The organism is Pedobacter sp. CFBP9032 (assembly GCF_034045265.1).
Classification (GTDB): Bacteria; Bacteroidota; Bacteroidia; order Sphingobacteriales; family Sphingobacteriaceae; genus Pedobacter.
Genome location: NZ_JAXCWE010000002.1, coordinates 219,505 through 239,634, shown reverse-complemented (window position 1 = coordinate 239,634; position 20,130 = coordinate 219,505). Strand labels below are relative to the sequence as shown.

17 protein-coding genes are annotated in these 20,130 nt (G+C 36.6%); 9 read left to right on the top strand and 8 right to left on the bottom strand.

The window, feature by feature from the left end:
• Positions 1-1,283: 1,283 nt before the first annotated feature.
• Both SOM16_RS04830 and SOM16_RS04825 read right to left on the bottom strand, forming a co-directional pair.
• Positions 1,284-2,483: a DUF763 domain-containing protein gene (locus SOM16_RS04830; RefSeq protein WP_320462861.1), complete on the bottom strand. Its 1,200-nt coding sequence runs from the start codon at positions 2,481-2,483 to the stop codon at positions 1,284-1,286.
• 59 nt (positions 2,484-2,542) lie between these two features.
• Complete coding sequence (locus tag SOM16_RS04825) at positions 2,543-3,499, bottom strand: alpha/beta hydrolase (RefSeq protein WP_320462860.1); 957 nt, start codon at positions 3,497-3,499, stop codon at positions 2,543-2,545.
• An 88-nt stretch (positions 3,500-3,587) separates the two neighbouring features.
• On the opposite strand from SOM16_RS04825, the gene SOM16_RS04820 reads away from it, so the two are divergent.
• Positions 3,588-4,679: a metallophosphoesterase gene (locus SOM16_RS04820; protein WP_320462859.1), complete on the top strand. Its 1,092-nt coding sequence runs from the start codon at positions 3,588-3,590 to the stop codon at positions 4,677-4,679.
• Here SOM16_RS04820 and SOM16_RS04815 read toward each other — a convergent pair.
• A complete protein-coding gene (locus SOM16_RS04815) occupies positions 4,672-5,826 on the bottom strand; it encodes a HAMP domain-containing sensor histidine kinase (protein ID WP_320462858.1) in 1,155 nt (384 codons plus the stop codon). The two genes, SOM16_RS04820 and SOM16_RS04815, sit on opposite strands and share 8 nt — an antisense overlap.
• Before the next feature lie 155 nt (positions 5,827-5,981).
• On the opposite strand from SOM16_RS04815, the gene SOM16_RS04810 reads away from it, so the two are divergent.
• A complete protein-coding gene (locus tag SOM16_RS04810; protein ID WP_320462857.1) occupies positions 5,982-7,457 on the top strand; it encodes a glycoside hydrolase family 130 protein in 1,476 nt (491 codons plus the stop codon).
• A gap of 74 nt (positions 7,458-7,531) precedes the next feature.
• On the opposite strand, the gene SOM16_RS04805 is transcribed toward SOM16_RS04810, so the two are convergent.
• Positions 7,532-9,802, bottom strand: a complete 2,271-nt coding sequence (locus SOM16_RS04805) for a glycosyltransferase family 4 protein (protein WP_320462856.1) — start codon at positions 9,800-9,802, stop codon at positions 7,532-7,534.
• Positions 9,803-9,941: 139 nt separating this feature from the next.
• Here SOM16_RS04805 and SOM16_RS04800 point away from each other — a divergent pair, with 139 nt between their 5' ends.
• Positions 9,942-10,712, top strand: coding sequence for a Ku protein (locus tag SOM16_RS04800; protein ID WP_320462855.1), 771 nt, complete (start codon positions 9,942-9,944; stop codon positions 10,710-10,712).
• A 146-nt stretch (positions 10,713-10,858) separates the two neighbouring features.
• On the opposite strand, the gene SOM16_RS04795 is transcribed toward SOM16_RS04800, so the two are convergent.
• Entirely contained in the window at positions 10,859-11,977 is a 1,119-nt protein-coding gene (locus SOM16_RS04795) for an alpha/beta hydrolase (RefSeq protein ID WP_320462854.1), read from the bottom strand.
• Positions 11,978-12,120: 143 nt separating this feature from the next.
• On the opposite strand from SOM16_RS04795, the gene SOM16_RS04790 reads away from it, so the two are divergent.
• A complete protein-coding gene (locus tag SOM16_RS04790; protein ID WP_320462853.1) occupies positions 12,121-12,489 on the top strand; it encodes an STAS/SEC14 domain-containing protein in 369 nt (122 codons plus the stop codon).
• 18 nt (positions 12,490-12,507) lie between these two features.
• The gene (locus tag SOM16_RS04785; protein ID WP_320462852.1) at positions 12,508-12,657 is read left to right on the top strand and encodes a hypothetical protein; all 150 of its coding nucleotides are present in this window, start codon (positions 12,508-12,510) and stop codon (positions 12,655-12,657) included.
• A 262-nt stretch (positions 12,658-12,919) separates the two neighbouring features.
• Here the strand turns inward: SOM16_RS04785 and SOM16_RS04780 are convergent, their stop codons facing one another.
• Positions 12,920-13,288, bottom strand: a complete 369-nt coding sequence (locus SOM16_RS04780; RefSeq protein WP_320462851.1) for a response regulator transcription factor — start codon at positions 13,286-13,288, stop codon at positions 12,920-12,922.
• Between the two features lie 147 nt (positions 13,289-13,435).
• Here SOM16_RS04780 and SOM16_RS04775 point away from each other — a divergent pair, with 147 nt between their 5' ends.
• The 4 genes from SOM16_RS04775 (at position 13,436) to SOM16_RS04760 (ending at position 17,111) form a co-directional block, all read left to right on the top strand.
• Positions 13,436-15,649 (top strand): ATP-binding protein, encoded by a 2,214-nt coding sequence (locus tag SOM16_RS04775; RefSeq protein WP_320462850.1) that lies wholly within the window; start codon positions 13,436-13,438, stop codon positions 15,647-15,649.
• A 2-nt stretch (positions 15,650-15,651) separates the two neighbouring features.
• A complete protein-coding gene (locus SOM16_RS04770; protein ID WP_320462849.1) occupies positions 15,652-16,071 on the top strand; it encodes a response regulator in 420 nt (139 codons plus the stop codon).
• A gap of 94 nt (positions 16,072-16,165) precedes the next feature.
• Complete coding sequence (locus tag SOM16_RS04765; RefSeq protein ID WP_320462848.1) at positions 16,166-16,750, top strand: biliverdin-producing heme oxygenase; 585 nt, start codon at positions 16,166-16,168, stop codon at positions 16,748-16,750.
• A gap of 181 nt (positions 16,751-16,931) precedes the next feature.
• Positions 16,932-17,111: a histone H1 gene (locus tag SOM16_RS04760; protein WP_154280022.1), complete on the top strand. Its 180-nt coding sequence runs from the start codon at positions 16,932-16,934 to the stop codon at positions 17,109-17,111.
• Positions 17,112-17,454: 343 nt separating this feature from the next.
• Here the strand turns inward: SOM16_RS04760 and SOM16_RS04755 are convergent, their stop codons facing one another.
• A complete protein-coding gene (locus tag SOM16_RS04755; RefSeq protein ID WP_320462847.1) occupies positions 17,455-19,032 on the bottom strand; it encodes a hypothetical protein in 1,578 nt (525 codons plus the stop codon).
• Positions 19,033-19,053: 21 nt separating this feature from the next.
• The gene (locus tag SOM16_RS04750; protein WP_320462846.1) at positions 19,054-20,118 is read right to left on the bottom strand and encodes an HmuY family protein; all 1,065 of its coding nucleotides are present in this window, start codon (positions 20,116-20,118) and stop codon (positions 19,054-19,056) included.
• Positions 20,119-20,130: the final 12 nt, after the last annotated feature.

Genomic DNA, 20,130 nt, shown 5'->3' with positions numbered 1-20,130 from the left:
CCTCCTTATGGCCGATGGTACAGCAAGGAGGAGATTGCCACGAACATTACCGATGAAGGATCGGAGAATGTTCTCGCAAGGACGTTCAGAGAGGAAATTAACACGCTATATTAACGCACTATGCTAAAACGCCATACAAAAACTGCCGTCATTGCGAAGCCAATCCTTCATTGGCTGTGGCAACCTCATTGCCGCTTATGCTATAGCAAACAAAGATCGCCACGAACATCACCGATGAGAAATAATAGAACGTTCTCGCAAAGACGTTCATTTAGGAAATTAACACATTATACTAACACACTATTTTAAGACGCCATATTAAACACCATACAAAAACGGCCGTCCTTGCGAAGCCAATTCTTCATTGGCTATGGCAGCCTCATTGCCGCTTATGCTATAGCAAACAGGAGATAACCACGAACATTACTGATGAAGGATCAGAGAATGTTCTCGCAAGGACGTTCATTTAGGAAATTAACACATTATACTAAAACCCTGCACTAACACGCCATGCTAACATGCCATACAAAACTGCCGTCATTGCGAAGCCAATTCTTCATTGGCTGTGGCAACCTCCTTATGGCGGATGGTGCAGCAAGGAGGAGATTGCCACGAACATTACCGATGAAGGATCGGAGAATGTTCTCGCAAGGACGTCCATGTATGAAATTAACACACTATTTTAACACGTTATACTAACACGCTATACTAACACACCATACAAAAACGGCCGTCATTGCGAAGCCAATCCTTCATTGGCTGTGGCAACCTCCTTATGGCCAATGGTGTAGCAAGTAGGAGATCGCCACGAACATTACCGATGAAGGATCGGAGAATGTTCTCGCAAGGACGTTCAGAGAGGAAATTAACACGCTATACCAACACGCAATACTAACACGCTATATTAGTACGCTAAACTAATACGCCATACAAAAACGGCCGTCATTGCGAAGCCAATTCTTCATTGGCTGTGGCAACCTCATTGCTGCTAATGCTGTATCAAATAGGAGATCGTCACGAACATCACCTATAAAGGATTGTTCTCGCAAGGACGTTCATAGAGCAAATTAATACGCTATATCAACACCCTACACTAACACGCTATACTAACACGCCATACAAAAACGGCCGTCCTGCGGAGCCAATTCTTCATTGGCTGTGGCAACCTCTTTATTTCTAATGCTGTATCAAATAGGAAATTGCCACCAACATCACCAATAAAGAATCGGAAAATTTTCTAATTAGTAAATAAGCACTTAAATAACGCTAAGAACAAAAAACAATCAAAACAATTTTAATTGGCCACCTGGAGGTTTCTCTTTTCCAAAAATGGTTCTGCCACCATGCTTCCAGCTCTCTGTTCTTTCTTTCTCCACCACCTTCTCAAAATTCATATTCGGGATAAAATCCCGTTCCGAATCGCGTGCGATCTGATGAAGCGATTTTATGGCCTGCTGTTTATCACTTTGTCCCATTTTAGCTTTTTCTACTGCGTGTTGCAAAACACTAATCGTCTCATCAAAAACATTCACAGGTACTGGGAAAGGATGTCCATCCTTACCACCATGGGCAAACGAATACCGGGCAGGATCTGTAAACCTCGATGGCGTGCCATGGATTACTTCACTCACTAACGCCAGCGATTGCAAAGTTCTTGGACCCATGCCTTCCAATAGTAAAAGTTCTTCAAAATCAGTAGGTTGTTTCTCTTGAGCCAACCATAAGATACTCCCTAAACGTTTCAAGTCTACATCTTTTGCCTTTACTTCATGGTGGTTAGGCATCACCAATTTCTGAATCTCTGCAATTATTCTTGTAGGTGATTCTTCTGTAATACCCATCATGGTTTGACGTGTAACATGCGCCTCATTTGCCGTAAGATTAAGAATCTGCCCTTGGTTAATTCCACAAATGCCAGTATGGGGTTCCTCAATAAACGATTTTAAATTTTCAGAATGCCAGTGGTATCTTCTAGCCGTAGAACTGGCATCACTCATGCCTTGCTGAACAACAGCCCAGTCGCCATCACTATTCAAAATAAAGCTGTGCAGGTATAATTGAAAGCCATCCTGAATGGCGGTGTTATCAACCTTTGCACTTAATTTACTGGCCCTCACGAGTGCTGTTCCGTCGAGGCCAGTTTTGTCTGCTATTTTTAAAAGTTCATTTGGTGTCTCTCGGCTTGATTTTCCTTTTCCCCCACAAATGTATAGGCCAAGCTCTTTAGAAAGCGGATTGATCGATTTTTTCAAGGCACCCATTACAGAAGTGGTTATTCCAGAAGAATGCCAATCCATACCCATTACCGCACCCAGACTTTGAAACCAAAAAGGACTACTTAATCTGCGAATTACTTCGGCTTTGCCATATTCTACAAGGATCGATTCAACAATAGCCAAACCTAATGTGGCCATTCGCTGAGCCAACCAGGGTGGTACATGCCCGTAATGTAATGGTAAATCTGCGCTTCCTGATCTTTTCAATACTAACGAAATTAGTAATATATTTTGTTAAACTGAAACTTTTTGGATTACAATGAGGGTTAATTTTTGAATTGCCGATCTAAAAAGTTCACCATTAAAGAAGAAACTTGTTCAAACCATGGATTAAATAACCAGAAAGGATGTGGTGTATCTGGAAGCGTATGTATTTCTGTATAGATTCCAAATGGTTTGATCTTTGCAATCAGGTCATCTCTTCCGGCATGAAAGCGCGGTGTGGAACTATTGATAAATAACATCGGAACGGTATGTTGATCAGCATGATTTAACGCAGAAGCATTGTGCCACAAGTCAGGATTATCTTTCAAATCTGCGCCTAACCAGATAGCAGCAACTGATTTTCGTTTTGGATCTGTACTTACTTCAGACGACTCCGGATGATCGAAAGCCAACACACCATCAACATCAATGACGGCCTGAACCGTACTAGTATGTCCATTAATAGTTTCTTTTTCGAATTGAAGGTCGTTATTTGTGTTTGCAACCAAGGCCGCTAACTGTCCGCCGGCAGAGAAACCAGTGATGGCAATTTTGTTCGTATCGATATTTAATTTATTTGCATTGGCTTTGATCCATCGTATCGCATTTTTTAAATCATAAACAGCTGCAGGAAACTGTGCATGAGTAGATAAACGGTAATCAACTGTGATAGATACATAACCGTTTTGAGCCATTTTTTGTGCCAACGGAATGTTTTGAGAACGATTTCCAGAACGCCAGCCACCCCCAAAAACAAATAATATGGCAGGTGATAATTTAGATGACTTTCCAGGATAAATCACATCTAATAATAAATTTCCGGTAGGCGTATGGGCATAAACGATATTACGCTTAGTTTTAAAATCACCTTTTGCTAAGGGCTGCGCTATAGTGATGTCCGGACGCCTCTTTTTCTCTTTAAGATAAGTATAATATACACTGAAGGAGGTATCAGGCAGTATCTTTTGCGCGTAGCCAGCTGTAAAAAAGAAAATAAAAATTAAAGTTAGAAATTTCATCAGTCTAAAGATATAGAATTGTAAAAGCCTAAGCGAACACTTTGGTGTTATAATTTGTTAAGTTTGAAACCAAACTTTAATTAATTAAATGCGGAAATTTTTACAACGTGTATTCGGAAACTGGGTAATTAGAATGTCGAACAAATTTGGCTCCAGACCAGATCGTAAACGGATCCACGATGCATTAAGCAAACTCTTTACTACAATAAATACCGATCCGGGAAAGCGAGGTCTTGTGTTTGAAATTTCTGAGTCAGATAAATTCGTTATTTTATCAGATCAGCACAAGGGCGCGCGTGATTATGCCGATGATTTTGCCCTCGCAGAAATAAACTACCTGAAAGCACTCGATTATTATAATGATTCCTTATTTCATTATATCAATCTTGGAGATAGCGAGGAGCTGTGGGAGAATTTGCTGGAATCTGTAATTAAACATAATAAACAAACTTTCGAGAAGGAGAAGCTATTTATCAATCGCAAGGCATTTACGAAGATTTTTGGTAATCATGATTTGTATTGGGATAATGATCCACTGGCAAGTTTCAATCTGAATCGAATATATGGTCAAAAGGTTCCGATTTATGAAGGTGTAATTTTAAAAATGCATTTTGATAACAGGACCCTTAATATTTTTCTAACCCATGGACATCAGGGTGATTTGCAGAGCGATGGGAACTGGTTTAGTAAGTGGTTTGTAAGTACGATCTGGGCACCAATACAATCTTATTTACAAATTAACCCGAATACACCCGCCTATGATAATCAACTGAAAACTGCGCATAATAGCCTGATGTACAGCTGGCAGTCGGAACAAAAAGATACCGCATTAATTACCGGACATACCCACCAACCCGTGTTTGCGTCGCTTACTCACCTCGAACGAATCTATTTAAAATTAAAAAATGCAACTATTGCAAAGCAACAGAGCGAAATTCAGGAATTAAATGAAGAACTGAAAAAAAGAGTGAAAAAGGGCGATGATATTCCGGAGTTCAAGGCATATAAACCTGGCTATTTCAACAGCGGTTGTTGCTGTTTCAGCGATGGCGACATTACAGGTATAGAAATAGAAGAAGGTGCCATCAGACTCATTAAATGGTCTTTCCAAAAAACCGGAGCTCCTGAACGGATAGTTTTAGAAGAAATGAAGCTGTTAGCACTCTTAGATGTTACTTAACGGGCAATTCCACGTAAAAGGTCGTTCCCTTATCTATTCCGTCGCTCGTTGCCCAGATTTTGCCCTTATGCATATCTGCAAACATTTTAGATACAATTAAACCCAAACCATTGCCGTTTTCGCGATCGGTAGGCTGAGCGCTTAACCGGGAAAATTTAATGAATAAACGCTCAAGATCATCTTCGCTTAAACCCACTCCATTATCCTTAATGGCTATTGTTACCAGGTTTTCGACCACCTGATGAGAGACTTCTATTTTACCACCCAACGGCGTAAATTTGATAGAATTTTGAATCAATTGAGAGAATAACTCCTTAAGTTTAATTTCATCTCCAAAAATTTCTACAGGGTCATTTATTTTAATTGAAATAGATTGGTTTTTTTGGGGTAACGCTAATTCATAATTCTGGCTTACATCAGTCAAAAGTGTTCTCAAGTCGATCTTATTTTTTTGTGGTTTGAAAGAACCATTTTCTTTTCTCGCCGAGCTTAAGATCTCATTCAAGCTATCAACCATTCTTTTGGCTTGAAGATTAATTTTACCAGCAATGTTTGCTATCTTCTGATTGGCATCAGGCATTCTGCTCACTAGTTCAGATTGGAGCGAAATCGTAGTCATCGGATTTTTCAGGTCGTGAATAAGCACATGTAAACGATCATCCACCGCCCGCATTGTTTTTCGAATTGCCATCCTCGTTTCCAGCTTTTCTGAAACCATTTCAGCCAATCGGGATAGCATAGCCAGTTGATGTTTAGTGGCTGTTCGTGTTTCATCATCATAAACCATAATGGCGCCCAGCTTTTGTCCGTCAGTCGATTTAATGGTAGCACCAGCAAAGAACGCAGGTGTTTTAACTTGATCTCCGCTTGTAGTCAGCGTATCATGTTCAGATCTTCCGAGTAAAAAAATAGACTGCGCCGCCTGTGCCTGCAATTCATTTCCTGTCAATGCTTTAAAAAACATTTCATTTTCGGCATAGAATCCAATAGCTGCATTGTCAACTTCAAATATAGCTGCTGCTAAAAGAACAAAGTGATCAAAGCTTTTTTCTGGTGACGTATCTAATATTTCATAACTAAAGAGCGTTTGCAAACGCAATTCTTCCTTAGTGGAGATGGATTGATCTGAAATTTGGGCTGATTGCATTTTAAGTAAATGATTTAAAAGCGTAATTCGCTAAAGGTAAAGATTATCATCAAAACCTTAGATATTATAAACAATTATGTATTAACTTTAGTTCTAATAGCTAATGCAAATTGCTTATTATGCAACAATAACAGTTACCAAATCAATACTTAATAATGAGATTATACATAGAACGTAAACCTGTAAAGGTAAACCCTGATACCAAACGAGTTATTGCCCGTTTTTTTTTTAACGGAGAAGAGCGAGCAATAGAAGTAATCAGAAAAGTACTTGAATTTTCAGATGAAAAAGTCTTTTCCATCATTTCACCTATCTTACAGGAATATTCAAAAAGGCATCGGAATATCACTAAAATCTTGAATCGTCATTGCAAAAAATTAAAAAAGCAGTTTACGGTTCTCGGCAAAGATATCGAAGATCTCGATCAATATACCAGACTGCTGATTGGTGCATATTTTACCCATGAATATTCGATAGAATCGGCTGCATTTTTTAATCCCAGTATTGTTGACGATCCAGATCAAACCGACCTTGTTGAAGGAGAAAAAAGAGTAATAATCAGTTTCCGTGCTGTTGGAGAGGGACATATATCATCCATTGTTTTTAGGAGAGCTTTAATTGATAAACACAACAATATCCAGGTATTGCCTGTGGGAAATTATGTTGATGAAGCCGAAGTTGTTAAAAATGCCATCTATGTTAAAAAACTTTTCTTCAAAAAAGCTGCTTATGCGCAAATTGACGCTACCGTACTTGAAGAAATTGAAGGTAAACTAGACGATCGGTTTGAATATACCATCCTCAGTAACATCATCAAGGAATCCAAAAGCCTGCATAATGATAATCCGGTTCGATTAATCGAATATGATAAGGTACTTTGGTTATCTGATACCTACCATACGATATCTTTTTCTAAGGATACCGACATTTCAGATCGCGTAATTTTCCCAATTTCAGAGTTTGAGCGCAAAGGAATTGAAGATGCCCGCTTTGTTAAATTTGTAAAAGACGACGGCAAAGTAGTGTACTATGCTACTTATACCGCATTTGATGGTTCACTAATTATTCCGAAATTGGTGCAGACAGAAGATTTCTATGAATTTAAGGTGATTCCGCTTTATGGAGACGGTGCTCAAAATAAAAATCTAGCACTTTTTCCTCGTAAAATTAATGGCAAGTATGTAATGATGAGTAGGATAGATGGTTGGAATAATTACCTGATGTTCTCTGATAAAGTAAATGTTTGGGAAAACCCTATCTTGTTAAAACAGCCACGTTATGATTGGGAATTGGTGCAAATTGGTAATTGCGGATCGCCAATTGAAACAGATAAAGGTTGGTTAGTGATAACTCACGGCGTTGGACCGATGAGAAGGTATTGCATAGGTGTAGTTTTATTAGATTTAGAAGATCCAGGCAAAGAAATTGGCCATTTAAAAGAACCTTTAATTATTCCTAATAATGACGAACGTGAAGGTTATGTGCCTAACGTTGTTTATTCCTGCGGATCAATTATCAGTAATGGCGAACTCATTATTCCTTATGGTTTGTCTGATTACAGTTCATCATTCGCAACGGTAAACCTGGATTTATTATTAAACAAATTATTGGAAAACGGAGCAGCACAATAAGTATAGTCTGTTCATAAGTATAAAAAAGGGCTGGTTCATATTTTATGACCCAGCCCTTTAATTTAGTCAATTTTTTAAACCAGTTTATTACGCTCAACCAATGGAGTTGCCAAAGTTTGATACTCAGCCTCTGCAGCCTGTAGCACTGCTAAATGAGATACAAAGTAAGCTAATGTGCTTTCAGCTCCCTGATTTCTATTTACACTGTTAAATTGCAATCCGTCAGCACAACCATGTGTTTCAAAGTCATACAAAGGGATGTGCAAACTGTTTTTACCAAGAAACCATTCATAACTGATATGCATTAAACTTAAATACTTACTGTCTTTAGTTACTTCATAAGTTTTACAGTAAAGTAAAACCATTGCCATGGTTTCAATTGCCTGCTGATCGTAAATTGGATTTTTACCATGTTTCTTCATCCACCCATCGTTTCCAACAGGATTTAAATAGCCATTTTCAAACGAGAAACTATTTAAGAAGTTAATACTTTCCATGGCAATTTCAAACGACTCGGCATTACCTGTAGCTTCATAATGATGCAAGAGTGCCAATGGTAAAATGGCATTATCATAAGTTAAAATATCCTCAAACCAATGCCAGTCACCGTCTTTATTAGTTTTGTAAGCATTTTTTAAGTTATTAGCCAATAGGTTAACTTCATTTACGATCTTTTCATCGCCAGGGTGAGCACATAAATAATACGATACTCCGATCAGCGTGTTAGCCATGCCACGTAAGTGGGTAAGATTTTTAAAGTGCGGAACAGAGTGAGAAAACAATTCGCGTCCAAATTCCCGGTATGAATTATTAGGTGCTACGCAAATGAGGTAACCTAAAGACCATATTGTTCTTCCGAATGAATCCTCTGAACCAATTTCATCAAGATAGTTGCGGTTAAAACTTAAAAAGTTTCTAAAGTTTCCATCTTCTGTCTGCATGTACTGGATAAAGCTCAAATACACCGGCATTAATTTCAAAGCTGTTTGATTTTTATTTTGTTCAAAAGCCATTAATGCTAAAATCAGTGCCCTGGCATTATCATCTATGCAATAACCTTCTTTTAAATTAGGGATTCCGAAACGGGCGTGCTGAATAATGCCGGTATCATCTGTTAACAATGAGATGTGGCTCAAATTTAAAGCAGGCATTTTTTCCACATCAATTATTGGTGGAGTTTCCCGTTTTGGCCTTTCACCTTCATCTATCGCTTTTTGAAGCGTTTCTAAATAAACATTACCTATGGCCGGCCACCTTAGTTTCAATCCATATTGATAAGCATTGGTTTTCATTGCCTGGTGTTTGCTTTCATCAGAAAGTAATTCATTCACAATTTTCGCTAATGCAACATCATTTTTAAAGTCGAACAATCTTCCCCTGTTATCTGCAAGCAATTCTTCTGCATGCCAGTAAGGAGTGGAAACCACTGCTGCACCTGCACCGATGGCGTAAGATAAAGTTCCGCTGGTAATCTGCGCCTCATTTAAGTAAGGCGTAATATATAAGTGGCAGGCAGTAAGATATTGATGAAGTTCGCCTTCCGAAACAAATTTGTTTACAAAGGCAATGTTATTTTCTACCCCTAATTCTTTCGCTAAAGATTTCAGGCTATCGCGATATTCTTCGCCATTATGCTTCACTACGCCAGGGTGAGTATTTCCTAAAATAACATATAAGACATCAGGATGCTGCGCAACAATAGCCGGAAGTGCTTTGATAACAGTTTCGAGTCCTTTATTCCGACTGATTAAACCAAAGGTAAAAAGTACTTTTCTATTTTTGAATAATTCGCTTTGTGAAAGTTCATTATTAATGATAGGTTCCAAATCTGGAACACCATGTTCAATTAATCTGATCGATGTTTTTGGAATTTGATAAATGCTGGTCAGGAACATCACAGCCTTTTTACTCATCACTACTATCTTGGAGGATTTTAATGCAATTTCCTTAATGATGGTTTGTTGCATAAAATTTGGTTCCTTTAAAACCGTATGTAAAATAGTTATAAATGGTTTTTGTAGCTTATTAATTAATGATAAAAGGAAAACGCCGCTATTTCCGCCATAAATTCCAAATTCATGCTCTATAATACAGGTATCTACATCACTCTCATTGATAAAATTTGCCGCTTCAATATAATCCTGTTGGTTCTGTTGCCTAATTACAAATTTAACTTCTGATGGATAAGCATGTTCATTTAGATCATCAGATTCATTCATTGCAACAACAAAACTTTTATCTGATTGGTAAGATGGATTTATACTTAGCGCATTAACTAAATTTTGATTGAAAGTAGCTAGACCGCATTCGCGTGGAGGATAAGTTGAAATATAAGCAATTTTCATAGTAGATATTATAGATTAATGTAATGATATAACATCAAAACACATCAAATGGTTTTAATTCTGCTTTATTAACGCCTTTTTGATCAAAACAATATCAATTCGCATCTTGTTGAGTTCAATAATTAATAAAAAAACTATTATGAGATCGATTTGGAAGGGCTCTATTGGATTTGGCTTGGTAAATATTCCGGTAAAATTATTTTCTGGTGTGCAATCCACACATTTGGATTTAGATATGCTGGATGAACGCGACCAGGAAAAAATCCGCTACCAACGGGTAAATGATAAAACCCATAAAGAAGTTCCCTTTGATAAAATAGTTAAGGGTTATTTTTTGAAGGATAGATATATTATTCTGGAAAAGCACGATTTCGAAGAAGCATCTCCAGAAAAAACTAAAATTATTGAGCTGGAAAATTTTGTAGACATAAAAGATATTAATCCTATCTATTACGAAACATCATATTACACCGAACCGGAGAAACAAGGGAAGAAAGCTTATGCATTATTACTGAAGGCACTTCAAAAATCTGGTAAAGCTGGGGTTGCCCGTTTTGTATTGCGGAACACTGAAAACCTTTGTGTAATTCATCCTATGGAAAATGTGATCGTAATTACAAAAATTCGCTTTGAACAGGAAATCAGAAGTTTAGATGAAATAAACAAGGCTGACGATATCACCATCACTAAAAAGGAAATGGATGTTGGTCTGGCATTAATAAAACAGTATAGTTCAAAATTCGATTTAAGTTCATTCAAAGATGATTACAGTAATGAGTTACTGAAGATTATAAAAGCGAAAGCAAAGGGAAAACGTGCTACCGTTAAGAAAATGAAACCACAAAAGGCGACTAGCGATGATTTATATGATCAGTTAATGCAAAGTTTGGGCTCTAAAAAAGGCGCTTAACAAGATTCATATTCAATTTTTAGGTATAAAATAAAAGTGCTGCAAACAACGCATATAAAGTTTTATTAGTAGGCAAAGAGGAGGTTTCCCTCCCCAATAAACCATTAGTATAACTTAAAGTTAAACTTCGCTTTTGGAAATATTTTCTACTTAAAAGCAAGTTTTAATTGATCTGCTGCATAGGCCTGAGCAGCCTTCGCCTCTGGTACAATAGCTGCCATCCCGAAGAATTCATGTGTTACACCCTCGTAATTCCTGCTATTTACCTTAACTCCGGCTTCAGCAAGTTTATTTGCCAGCATTGTGCCATCATCATGTAAGGGATCAATTTCGGCAGTAATAATAGTTGTTGGTGGCAGCCCCTTTAATTTTGCATTAACTAAAGAGATTTTAGGATTTTGCCCTTCAATCATGGTAGTCAGGTAGTTTTTAGTAAACCAGGTCATCATGGCCATATTTAAAGGTTTTGCATTTGCATACATTTTGTAAGACTCAGTATTCATATTTGCCTGTGCAATTGGATAAACAAGTACCTGGTGTACCGGAACCATGATATTTTTATCTCTGGCAGCAATAGAAACATTCGCAGCCAGATTTCCTCCGGCACTTTCTCCAACTACGGCAATCTTGGCAGGATCACCTTTTAGGCTAACGGCATTCTTAACCACCCATTCGTAAGCAGCAAAAGCATCGTTATGTGCGGTTGGGAATTTATTTTCTGGCGCCAATCGGTAAGCTACGGAAACCACCACCGCATTAGCCTGTTCTGCCAGGCCTTGAGCCGATGCGTTGTAAACATCAAGATTGGCGATTACAAAACCTCCACCATGGTAGTAAACGATTACCGGGTAAGGGCCACTTCCTGTTTTTGGGGTATAAATTCGAAGGTGGATCTTTCCTCCCGTAACATCTATATCTTTCCCCACTGTATCTACCTGGGCGGCTGGTACAGGAATCTTATTGGCTTCAATTAGTGCCATAACGGCATCAGTTGGGGTATGATTTTTCCTGGCATCAGTTGGGCTTAAAGTTTCAATAGGTTTATCTCCATAACTGGCAAGCTTTTCAATTACCGTCTGCATTTCAGGTTTAATGCTTTGTCCCCATTCTGGTGGCGGACCTGCTGGTTTTAATGAAGCGTTTGCGGCTGAGTCCGGCGCTGTAGAATCTGTGGTATTGGTGGTTTTCGTGTCACTAGTACAGGCAGATACGGAAATAGCTAAGGCCAGCACTGCTGTAGATAGCCTTAATAGATTGCTTTTCATGTTGTTATTTTTTGAGTAAAATAAATATTGTTTCTATAACGCTATCAGGGAGATAGAGTTTTAAATGTTTCACAACTTTTTAGAATTTGTAAGCTTCCGAAACATCTTGCGCAATTGCAGTGTTCTATTTAAAACTAGAATATATGTTAGCTGAAATAACAGGTTTGCCTGATCATATTTTTGGGGTAAGAGCCACGGGCGAAGTAACCACTGCTGACTTAAAAGATGTGTTGCTTCCCGGCCTGGCCAGAACAGGAGATCGTTTTGGTGAGATCAGATACTTACTTGTTCTGGATACAGAAGTTAAAAATTTCACTACCGGAGCCTGGATTCAGGATGCTAAAGCCGGACTTGAAAATTATAGCAAATGGAAGAAGATAGCGGTGGTTAGCGAAGAAAAAAGTGTGGAGTGGTTTTCAAATTTCTTCACCTTTTTAACCCCAGGCAGCGCTAAAGGATTTAAGCTAAATGAAATGGAAGCAGCAAAAGAATGGCTCGCAACTGAAGCATAAAATATAAATTAAAATACCATGAAAGATTCGAAAACTACACCAGCAGAAAAAACTAAAGCAACGGCACCAAAAGACGAAAAGGCTAAGGGCGCAGAAGAAAAAGTAACATCAGCAAAAGATGCTAAAAAAGTAGAAGTGACAAAGGATAAAACGACAAAGAAAAAATAGTACCTGCTTAGTAGGTACTTATAACGAAACTCATTAATTGCATAGGGTTCATTAAATTATCAACGTCGCTAAATGTTTAAGAATAACGTTTTTTTTGACCTGAGTAATGAATAGTTGAAAAACTAATTTACAATTGCTGAGCCAGATTAACTTAACGTAGGGGTAATTATCTTTTTCAATACTTTGTTGATGGGGTGTTTTGTAAAATAATCGCAAACCCAAAAGGAGTAAGTTATATGGATTGCTAACGATAAATGAGACGTTATTTTTTTAAAAGCGCATAAATTTTGTCCATTAATTCATCGATGTTAAATGGCTTCGCCATGAAATCATCTGCAGTAATACCATCTAAAGCATAGTTACTGGCGTTGTATCTGGCAGAGATCATTAATACCGGAATGTTCTTAGTTTCGTCAGTTTCTCTTAACTCCTTTAATAGCTGTCGCCCATCTCTATCAGGTAGCATAATGTCCATTATAACAACATCAGGGCAGAATTCCTGTACATGACTAAGGAAATCATTACCATTATTTAAGCTAGATACATTAAAGGCTTCGCTCTCTAAAATAAGGGTGATAACATCCAAAATCGCATGATTATCCTCCACAACTAAAATGTTTTTCTTTGCCAATATTTGAAAGTGTATTTAAATTTTGAACAAATATAAAATAAATAACAATTCTACTGATTGAATTATATAAATTGTAGTCGTTCTAAAGAGGGTTATCTTATTTTATTAACTCGAAAATTCTAATATTTTTGTAGCGCTAAATTTCATATGATAAAATTTTCTGTAGATCTCACCAATTGCGATAAAGAACCCATCCACATTCCGGGGAAAGTTCAATCACATGGTTTCTTGATTGCTGTTGATAAAATTGATTTGTCGATTTCTTACCTAAGTGGAAATACGGAAGTTTTTATAAAAGCAGTTGCAAGCAACTTACTTGGGAAACCACTTTCAGCAATTAATGCTTTTTTAGACCAGCCTACGCCCGGATTTAATTTAGAAGACTTGCTGCGTCTTGGAATCATCAGAAAAAGTTTTGATGCCATAAGTCCCCATCCAGTTATTATTGATAACAATCAGTATTACATTACCATTGCAGATTCAGTTAACAATTGGCTGCTGGAGTTTGAACCTGCTACGCTTCAGTATGATATTCAAAGCATGATTGGAAGGTCGGCAGCTGAAATGTTACAGGGTAAAAGTGTAAATTCCCTGCTAAAAGGTGCTGCTGCAGAGGTTAAAAAACTGATTAATTTTGACCGGGTCATGATCTACAAGTTTTTGGATGATGGGCACGGCGAGGTAGTTGCTGAAGAATTAAATGAAGACCTGGAACCTTTCTTCGGACTTCATTACCCGGCTTCCGATATTCCTAAACAAGCCCGGGAATTATACAAACTAAATCTTACCCGCTTAATTGCTGATGTAAATAAAGAAGATTCACCTATCCTTACATTTTTAGAAGATAAGCCGCTGGATTTAACTAACTCTGGTTTAAGGGCGGTTTCACCAATTCATATTCAATACTTAAAAAACATGGGCGTAAGCTCCAGTTTTAGTATTTCATTAATTTCTCATGGTGAGTTATGGGGATTAATTGCCTGTCATAACTACAGTCCAAAATTTATTGATTATAAAGCCCGTGAAGGTGCTAAACTAATTGGCCAGATTTTATCATCTGCGTTGGAATACCGGCAGGATGAAGAAGATTCTCAAATTGTAGAGCAATTTAAAGATATTGCAACTATACTTAGTGAGCACCTTAACAAAGATAAATACTTGATAGATGCTATTACTAGCCACAAGAAAACAATATTAGAGGTAACCAAAGCTTGCGGAGTAGCCATCTTGTTTGAAAACAACCTGAAAACGATTGGTGATGTACCCGGGGATGATGATATCCTAGTACTGGCAGAATGGTTGAAACAGACCAACCATGAGTCTATTTATTTTACCCATCGGTTATCAGAGATATACTCACCAGCCAGCAAGTACAAAAGCATTGCTTCTGGTATTTTGTCTTGTACAATTAGTAAAGAACTGGGTGAAATGATTATCTGGTTTAAGCCAGAACTTATATCTACAGTAAAATGGGCTGGCAATCCAGATAAGCCAACTACACTAGCAGAAAATGGTTTACTTAGTTTATCGCCACGGAAGTCTTTCGAAGCCTGGTCTGAAGTAGTCAATAATACATCTGAGAAATGGCTGTCTGAAGAGATTGCATCCGTTTTAAGGGTTCGGGAAATTATCATCACTGATGTAAATAAAAAAGCCAATGAAATCAGGCTATTGAATGAAAAGCTTCAATCTGCATATGAAGAACTAGATACTTTTAGTTACACCATCTCTCATGATTTGAGAACACCATTAACATCTGTAAAGACTTATGCAGAGTTGATGCTCAGAAATAAAAGTCTTGATGATAGTGCAAAGAATATGCTTAGCCGTATTTTGACTGGTGCAGAGAAAATGAACTTTTTAATTAAAGAGATTTTGAATCTAGCCAGGGTAGGTCGTTTGGATATCACTTTTGAGACCGTAAACATGCAGTCTCTTCTTAAAGAAATCACGACAGAAGTTTGGGCGGCGTTTAAAGCAGATAAATCTGAATTGATTTTAGGGCAAGTATCAGATATAAAGGGAGATAAAACCATGATTGCCCAGGTATTTACAAATTTAATATCCAATGCTATAAAATACTCCTCAATGGTTGAAAAACCAGAAATCAAAATTTCTTCCTACATAGATGGAAGGGAAATTGTGTATGCGGTGAAAGACAATGGTATGGGAATTGATAACCGTTACTATGACAGAGTTTTTGAGCTTTTTAAGCGCATGGATAATGTTAAAGAGATCGAAGGAACCGGTGTAGGATTGGCTATAGTAAAAAGAGTAGTTGAGCGACACAATGGCCGGGTATGGTTTGAGAGTAAATTGAATGAAGGCTCTACTTTTTACGTAGCCTTTAAAAATATATAATAATGGAAACGCCTGATATATTTTATGTTGAGGATGATTTAGATTACGCATTCTTTATGCAAAGTGCCGTTCAAGAAGTTAAAGATACATTGAATTTGGCTATAGTCGAAGATGGCACCGAAGCCATGCTTAAACTAAAGCAATTTGCAGAAAGTAAAACTAAGCCTAAATTAATTTTATTGGATTTAAATCTCAAAGGTTTATCTGGTTTGGATTTGCTGAAATTTATAAAAGATATTCCATATTTGAAATCCGTACCCGTGATTTTGTTTTCTACTTCTGATCATCCGGATGACGTAAAAAAATCCATAGAATTTGGCGCGAATGCTTACCTCACCAAACCAGATGGATACGATAATCTGGTTAAATGCGTACATTCAGTACATGATTTTTGGTTTAACCAACACCTTAGAATGAATTAAATATCATTCATGAATAACATCAACAAAAAGAAAGATTCAGATGATTCATTTGAATCTTTCTTTTTTTTTAGAGCTTTTTAATTAAATAAATTGAATGATTGCAGTAATATTAAGAACAGCGACAGCAAAAAAACATGAAGCGTTAGAATCATTAATGTTTGTTAATGAGATGATGAACAATTCTTTAAGCACAGCAGATTATAAAACCTTATTAACAATCAATTATATCATTCATCAAAAACTAGAAAATAAGCTGGCTAATATGCTTGATAATGAGCTGGCTCTAGAATTAGAAATGAATAGCCGTTTGAAACTTCACGCGTTGGAAAAGGATCTGGCTTATTGGAATATTGATAACCTTACCTTACCCTCATTAAATTTTGATCTGTTTGTTCCTGAAGTGAATACAGCTGAGATTTTAGGTGCACTTTATGTGCTAGAGGGCGCAACATTGGGTGGTAACGTAATTAAGAAGCATATTTTGGCTAATCCAAACTTTAAAAATCATGAAGATGGATTAAATTATTATGGTGTTTACGGACCAGAATTGGCTTGTAAATGGAAACAATTTGTTACTATTCTGAATAACAGGGTAAAAGAGAAAGATTATGAACGTTGCGTAAATAGCGCAAATCAAACCTTCGAAAATCTAATTAAGCTTTCGAAACAGTTAAGTTAGCATACACAGATTTTCTCACCTGTGTTCTAAAAAATACATCTATAATACCGTAAGGGCATTTTTTGATTGTGAATATGTGCAAAACTTATTGCAAATTAATAGATGCATTCTGTTGTTAATTCATGGTAAATATGTATTATTGAAAAAATTAAATTTTTAAACCTTAAAACATCAATTAGCGATGGAAAAATTCTCAAAAGTTAAAGCTGCTGTTGCTGCTATTGAAGCAGATGTAGAAAAATTTTATAATGCTGGCAATGCAGCTGCTGGTACTCGCGTGCGTAAAGCAATGCAAGATCTTAAAGTTTTAGCACAAGAAATCCGTGCGGAAGTTACTGACAAGAAAAACTCTGAAAAATAATATTTCGTGAGTATGAAACAAAAAGGCCCCGAATTTTCGGGGCCTTTTTGCGTTTGATGGCTTTTAGATATGATTATTCAATCTCGCTTTGCTGAAGTAATACCTTTTATAACTAAAGTTATTAAAGCGAGTTATAAGGTAAATTAATTGATAAAACCTCATAAAAAGATAAAGCTCCCCATCGCGGGGAGCATCTATCCAACTAACAAAACATATTTTTATTTAGCGAAAATCTTCGCTAGATGTTATCCTTTTTTAACTAATTTATATTCGATTACAGGTTTACCGCGGGTACCGCCATCGTTAGAAATAAAAATGAATTTATAATTTATCAATTATCATACTAGTAGTGAGACATCCAGTAAAATGCATCATCTGTATAGCTTTGAGAATCTGATAAAGGATTGATTCTTTTATAAGGCGCAACGATAAGTGTAACTAATCCAGTATTTAATCCTCTGGTGGATGTCATATTGTGTTCCAGTGGAGCATTAATGACATGCTCAATTACTGGATACTGTGCTATCGCATTTCTTCCTTTCAATTCAACGGGATCTTCAAAACTTAATATGGCTTCTCCTAAATTGAATGACGAAACAGTAGTAGATACCTCAAATATGCTCGTTTTTGTTGAGCTTGTACTGCCTCCGGCACTTGCACCAATTTTGATCACCTTAAAAAGATTAAAGCCCGCATCAACTTTAAAATTCGTCGAGAAATTTGAAGAGACGTTTGTAGTATATTTTTTAGTCTCCCCGAAATTAAACTCTTCAATTAAAAACTTCCAGGTGTCGCCATATTTTTGCATATCCCATGTAGCTATTTCTATCGGAGGTATAGGGAAATATTTTGTCACCCTGGATCCACCAACATTAGTGAATAGTTCGTTTTTGCTTACGCTAAATCCCTTTTTAACATCTTTAACTGAAGTACCTTCAACAAATAGTGTTGTGACATAAATTTCGTAAATGCCTTCAGTCCAATCGTTATTTAAGGCATCTAAAGTTTGTTCAGATGAGGCGCTATTGAAATAAAATCCTTGAATTGCTTCTGCATAAGTATTATCTAAAGTGCCTGAATCCGCGTCGTTCTTTAAACTATAATAGATGCAATCTCTATCATAAGTAAAGTTATATCCAGAATAGTAGCCATGCCATAATTTGCCAATATATGTACCCGGCCCTTGTCCATTTTGATAAGTTATTGCAGTGTTTCTTGGGTTAACAGATGCTACTTTAGATGGAACTTCTAAGTTTTGAAAGTCTGAACTTGAAAAATAAAGCTTCTTATTATTAACTGACATCAGTACAGATCCCTTTTTTATCGTACTAAGATTACTATTTGTTGAGCCCAAATTATCATCAAAATTTACACGTTCATTATTTTTTATAACGAGTACAGGAATAGTAGGCTCACTAGAATATGATAACGTTAATTTATTTTGATTTGAATCAAATGCTAATAAGGGTTTATTTACCAAGATATCGTTTTCGTTTCTCACCGCTACGATAGGGATTTGATTTTTTGTAACCCAAGTTTCAGGCGTAAATATTTTTAATGAGGGTACAAATATGGTAAGTAATACTGCTTCATTTATATTCACGATAAATTCATCCTTGCTAAGTTGTGAAAAGCCAGCTATAAAGTCTAATACCTTAGTTCCATTTGACAACCTAACATCTTTAATTTTTTGAAAAAGCACATCATTGTCTTTGTCAAATTTTAAAAGAGATTCTTTTTTTATTAATTCTCTTAATTCATCATTAGTAATAGCTTTTGATAAAGCTATTGCAAACTCCTTGTTCACATCTGAAAAATTTATTTTTTTTAAACTTTCAGCTTCAAGAATACCTTCTCTTTTTGAACAGGAAGTGATGCAGAATATTGTAATAAATAATAGAAATACGTTAATTTTTTTCATGTTTTTTACATTAAATTTTTCTTATCCTTTTTTAATTAATTTGTATTCAATTACTGGTTTACCACGGTTACCACCATCGTTAGAAATAAAGCTGTTAAACTTAAGCTTATATATATTTTCAGAAGCGTCTTTTATTACAAAAAATATTTTAGTATTAACGCTTCCGCCATTGCCATTCCTGTCAGGAGAGGTTCTCCATTGTGAACCAATAACATCTCTTGCAGAAGAAAATGTGAGTTCTCCAACATTAGCTTCATTAAACGAAGCATAAGTTGTAGTTAGGTTAGTTACAACAGATGATGCCGTTACGCCGCCAAGGTTATTTATGAAAACTAAATCAGAAAAAGCATACGGAGATCCAGCGGTAAAATACATACTATATCCCCAAACAATATCCCAGCTACCTTTAGCTGGTTCGACTGTAATAGTTTCTCCTTTTACAAGTGATGCAAATTGAAAGTTTGCTTCAACATTTTTATTAATATCTAATGATTTAAAAGTAGTCTCTGTAACTTTGGCATATTGCAAAGTGTAACCGTTACCTTTTCTTAATACACGAATTTTGTATAAATCTGATGGAGCTAAAACAGTAGCCGAGCCTCCTTTTCTATTGATGATATAAACTTTATTGTCTGCATCAACTGCTGAAACAATCGCAATAGCTGGTTTATTCAGGATGTTAGGCTCCCGTCCATCATCCACTATTGAAAAATTCCCTAGGCCTTGCCCAACCTTTAATCCGTTGGAATCAAAATCATTAACAGTAACTGCATTTAAGTCATTTTTATTAACGAGCAGAGCTGATGCACCGTTTGTTGAATTTAAAATTACTTTGAAATCATTTCCTGAATAAAAGCCTAAATCCCAGCTATCTCTTAATACGGAAGTTTGTTTATCTGCACTAAAATCAACATATACACTGTTTCCTGCCGCAGTACCATCCTCTGCACCAACCAACCCGTTTAGTGTTAACGTACTTCCGTCCGAAGGTGGTGCAACAAAAATAGGTTCTTCAGAGTCTTTTTTGCAAGCTGTAAATGTTATCGTCAAAAAAGCGATAGCAATCATTAAGTTAAGTTTATTCATGTTTATTATTTA

Coding starts and splice junctions, on each gene's coding strand:
- SOM16_RS04825 (WP_320462860.1), bottom strand. CDS start 3,499: ATGAAATTTCTAACTTTAATTTTTATTTTCTTTTTTACAGCTGGCTAC.
- SOM16_RS04820 (WP_320462859.1), top strand. CDS start 3,588: ATGCGGAAATTTTTACAACGTGTATTCGGAAACTGGGTAATTAGAATG.
- SOM16_RS04815 (WP_320462858.1), bottom strand. CDS start 5,826: ATGCAATCAGCCCAAATTTCAGATCAATCCATCTCCACTAAGGAAGAA.
- SOM16_RS04810 (WP_320462857.1), top strand. CDS start 5,982: ATGAGATTATACATAGAACGTAAACCTGTAAAGGTAAACCCTGATACC.
- SOM16_RS04805 (WP_320462856.1), bottom strand. CDS start 9,802: ATGAAAATTGCTTATATTTCAACTTATCCTCCACGCGAATGCGGTCTA.
- SOM16_RS04800 (WP_320462855.1), top strand. CDS start 9,942: ATGAGATCGATTTGGAAGGGCTCTATTGGATTTGGCTTGGTAAATATT.
- SOM16_RS04795 (WP_320462854.1), bottom strand. CDS start 11,977: ATGAAAAGCAATCTATTAAGGCTATCTACAGCAGTGCTGGCCTTAGCT.
- SOM16_RS04790 (WP_320462853.1), top strand. CDS start 12,121: ATGTTAGCTGAAATAACAGGTTTGCCTGATCATATTTTTGGGGTAAGA.
- SOM16_RS04785 (WP_320462852.1), top strand. CDS start 12,508: ATGAAAGATTCGAAAACTACACCAGCAGAAAAAACTAAAGCAACGGCA.
- SOM16_RS04775 (WP_320462850.1), top strand. CDS start 13,436: ATGATAAAATTTTCTGTAGATCTCACCAATTGCGATAAAGAACCCATC.
- SOM16_RS04770 (WP_320462849.1), top strand. CDS start 15,652: ATGGAAACGCCTGATATATTTTATGTTGAGGATGATTTAGATTACGCA.
- SOM16_RS04765 (WP_320462848.1), top strand. CDS start 16,166: ATGATTGCAGTAATATTAAGAACAGCGACAGCAAAAAAACATGAAGCG.
- SOM16_RS04760 (WP_154280022.1), top strand. CDS start 16,932: ATGGAAAAATTCTCAAAAGTTAAAGCTGCTGTTGCTGCTATTGAAGCA.
- SOM16_RS04755 (WP_320462847.1), bottom strand. CDS start 19,032: ATGAAAAAAATTAACGTATTTCTATTATTTATTACAATATTCTGCATC.
- SOM16_RS04750 (WP_320462846.1), bottom strand. CDS start 20,118: ATGAATAAACTTAACTTAATGATTGCTATCGCTTTTTTGACGATAACA.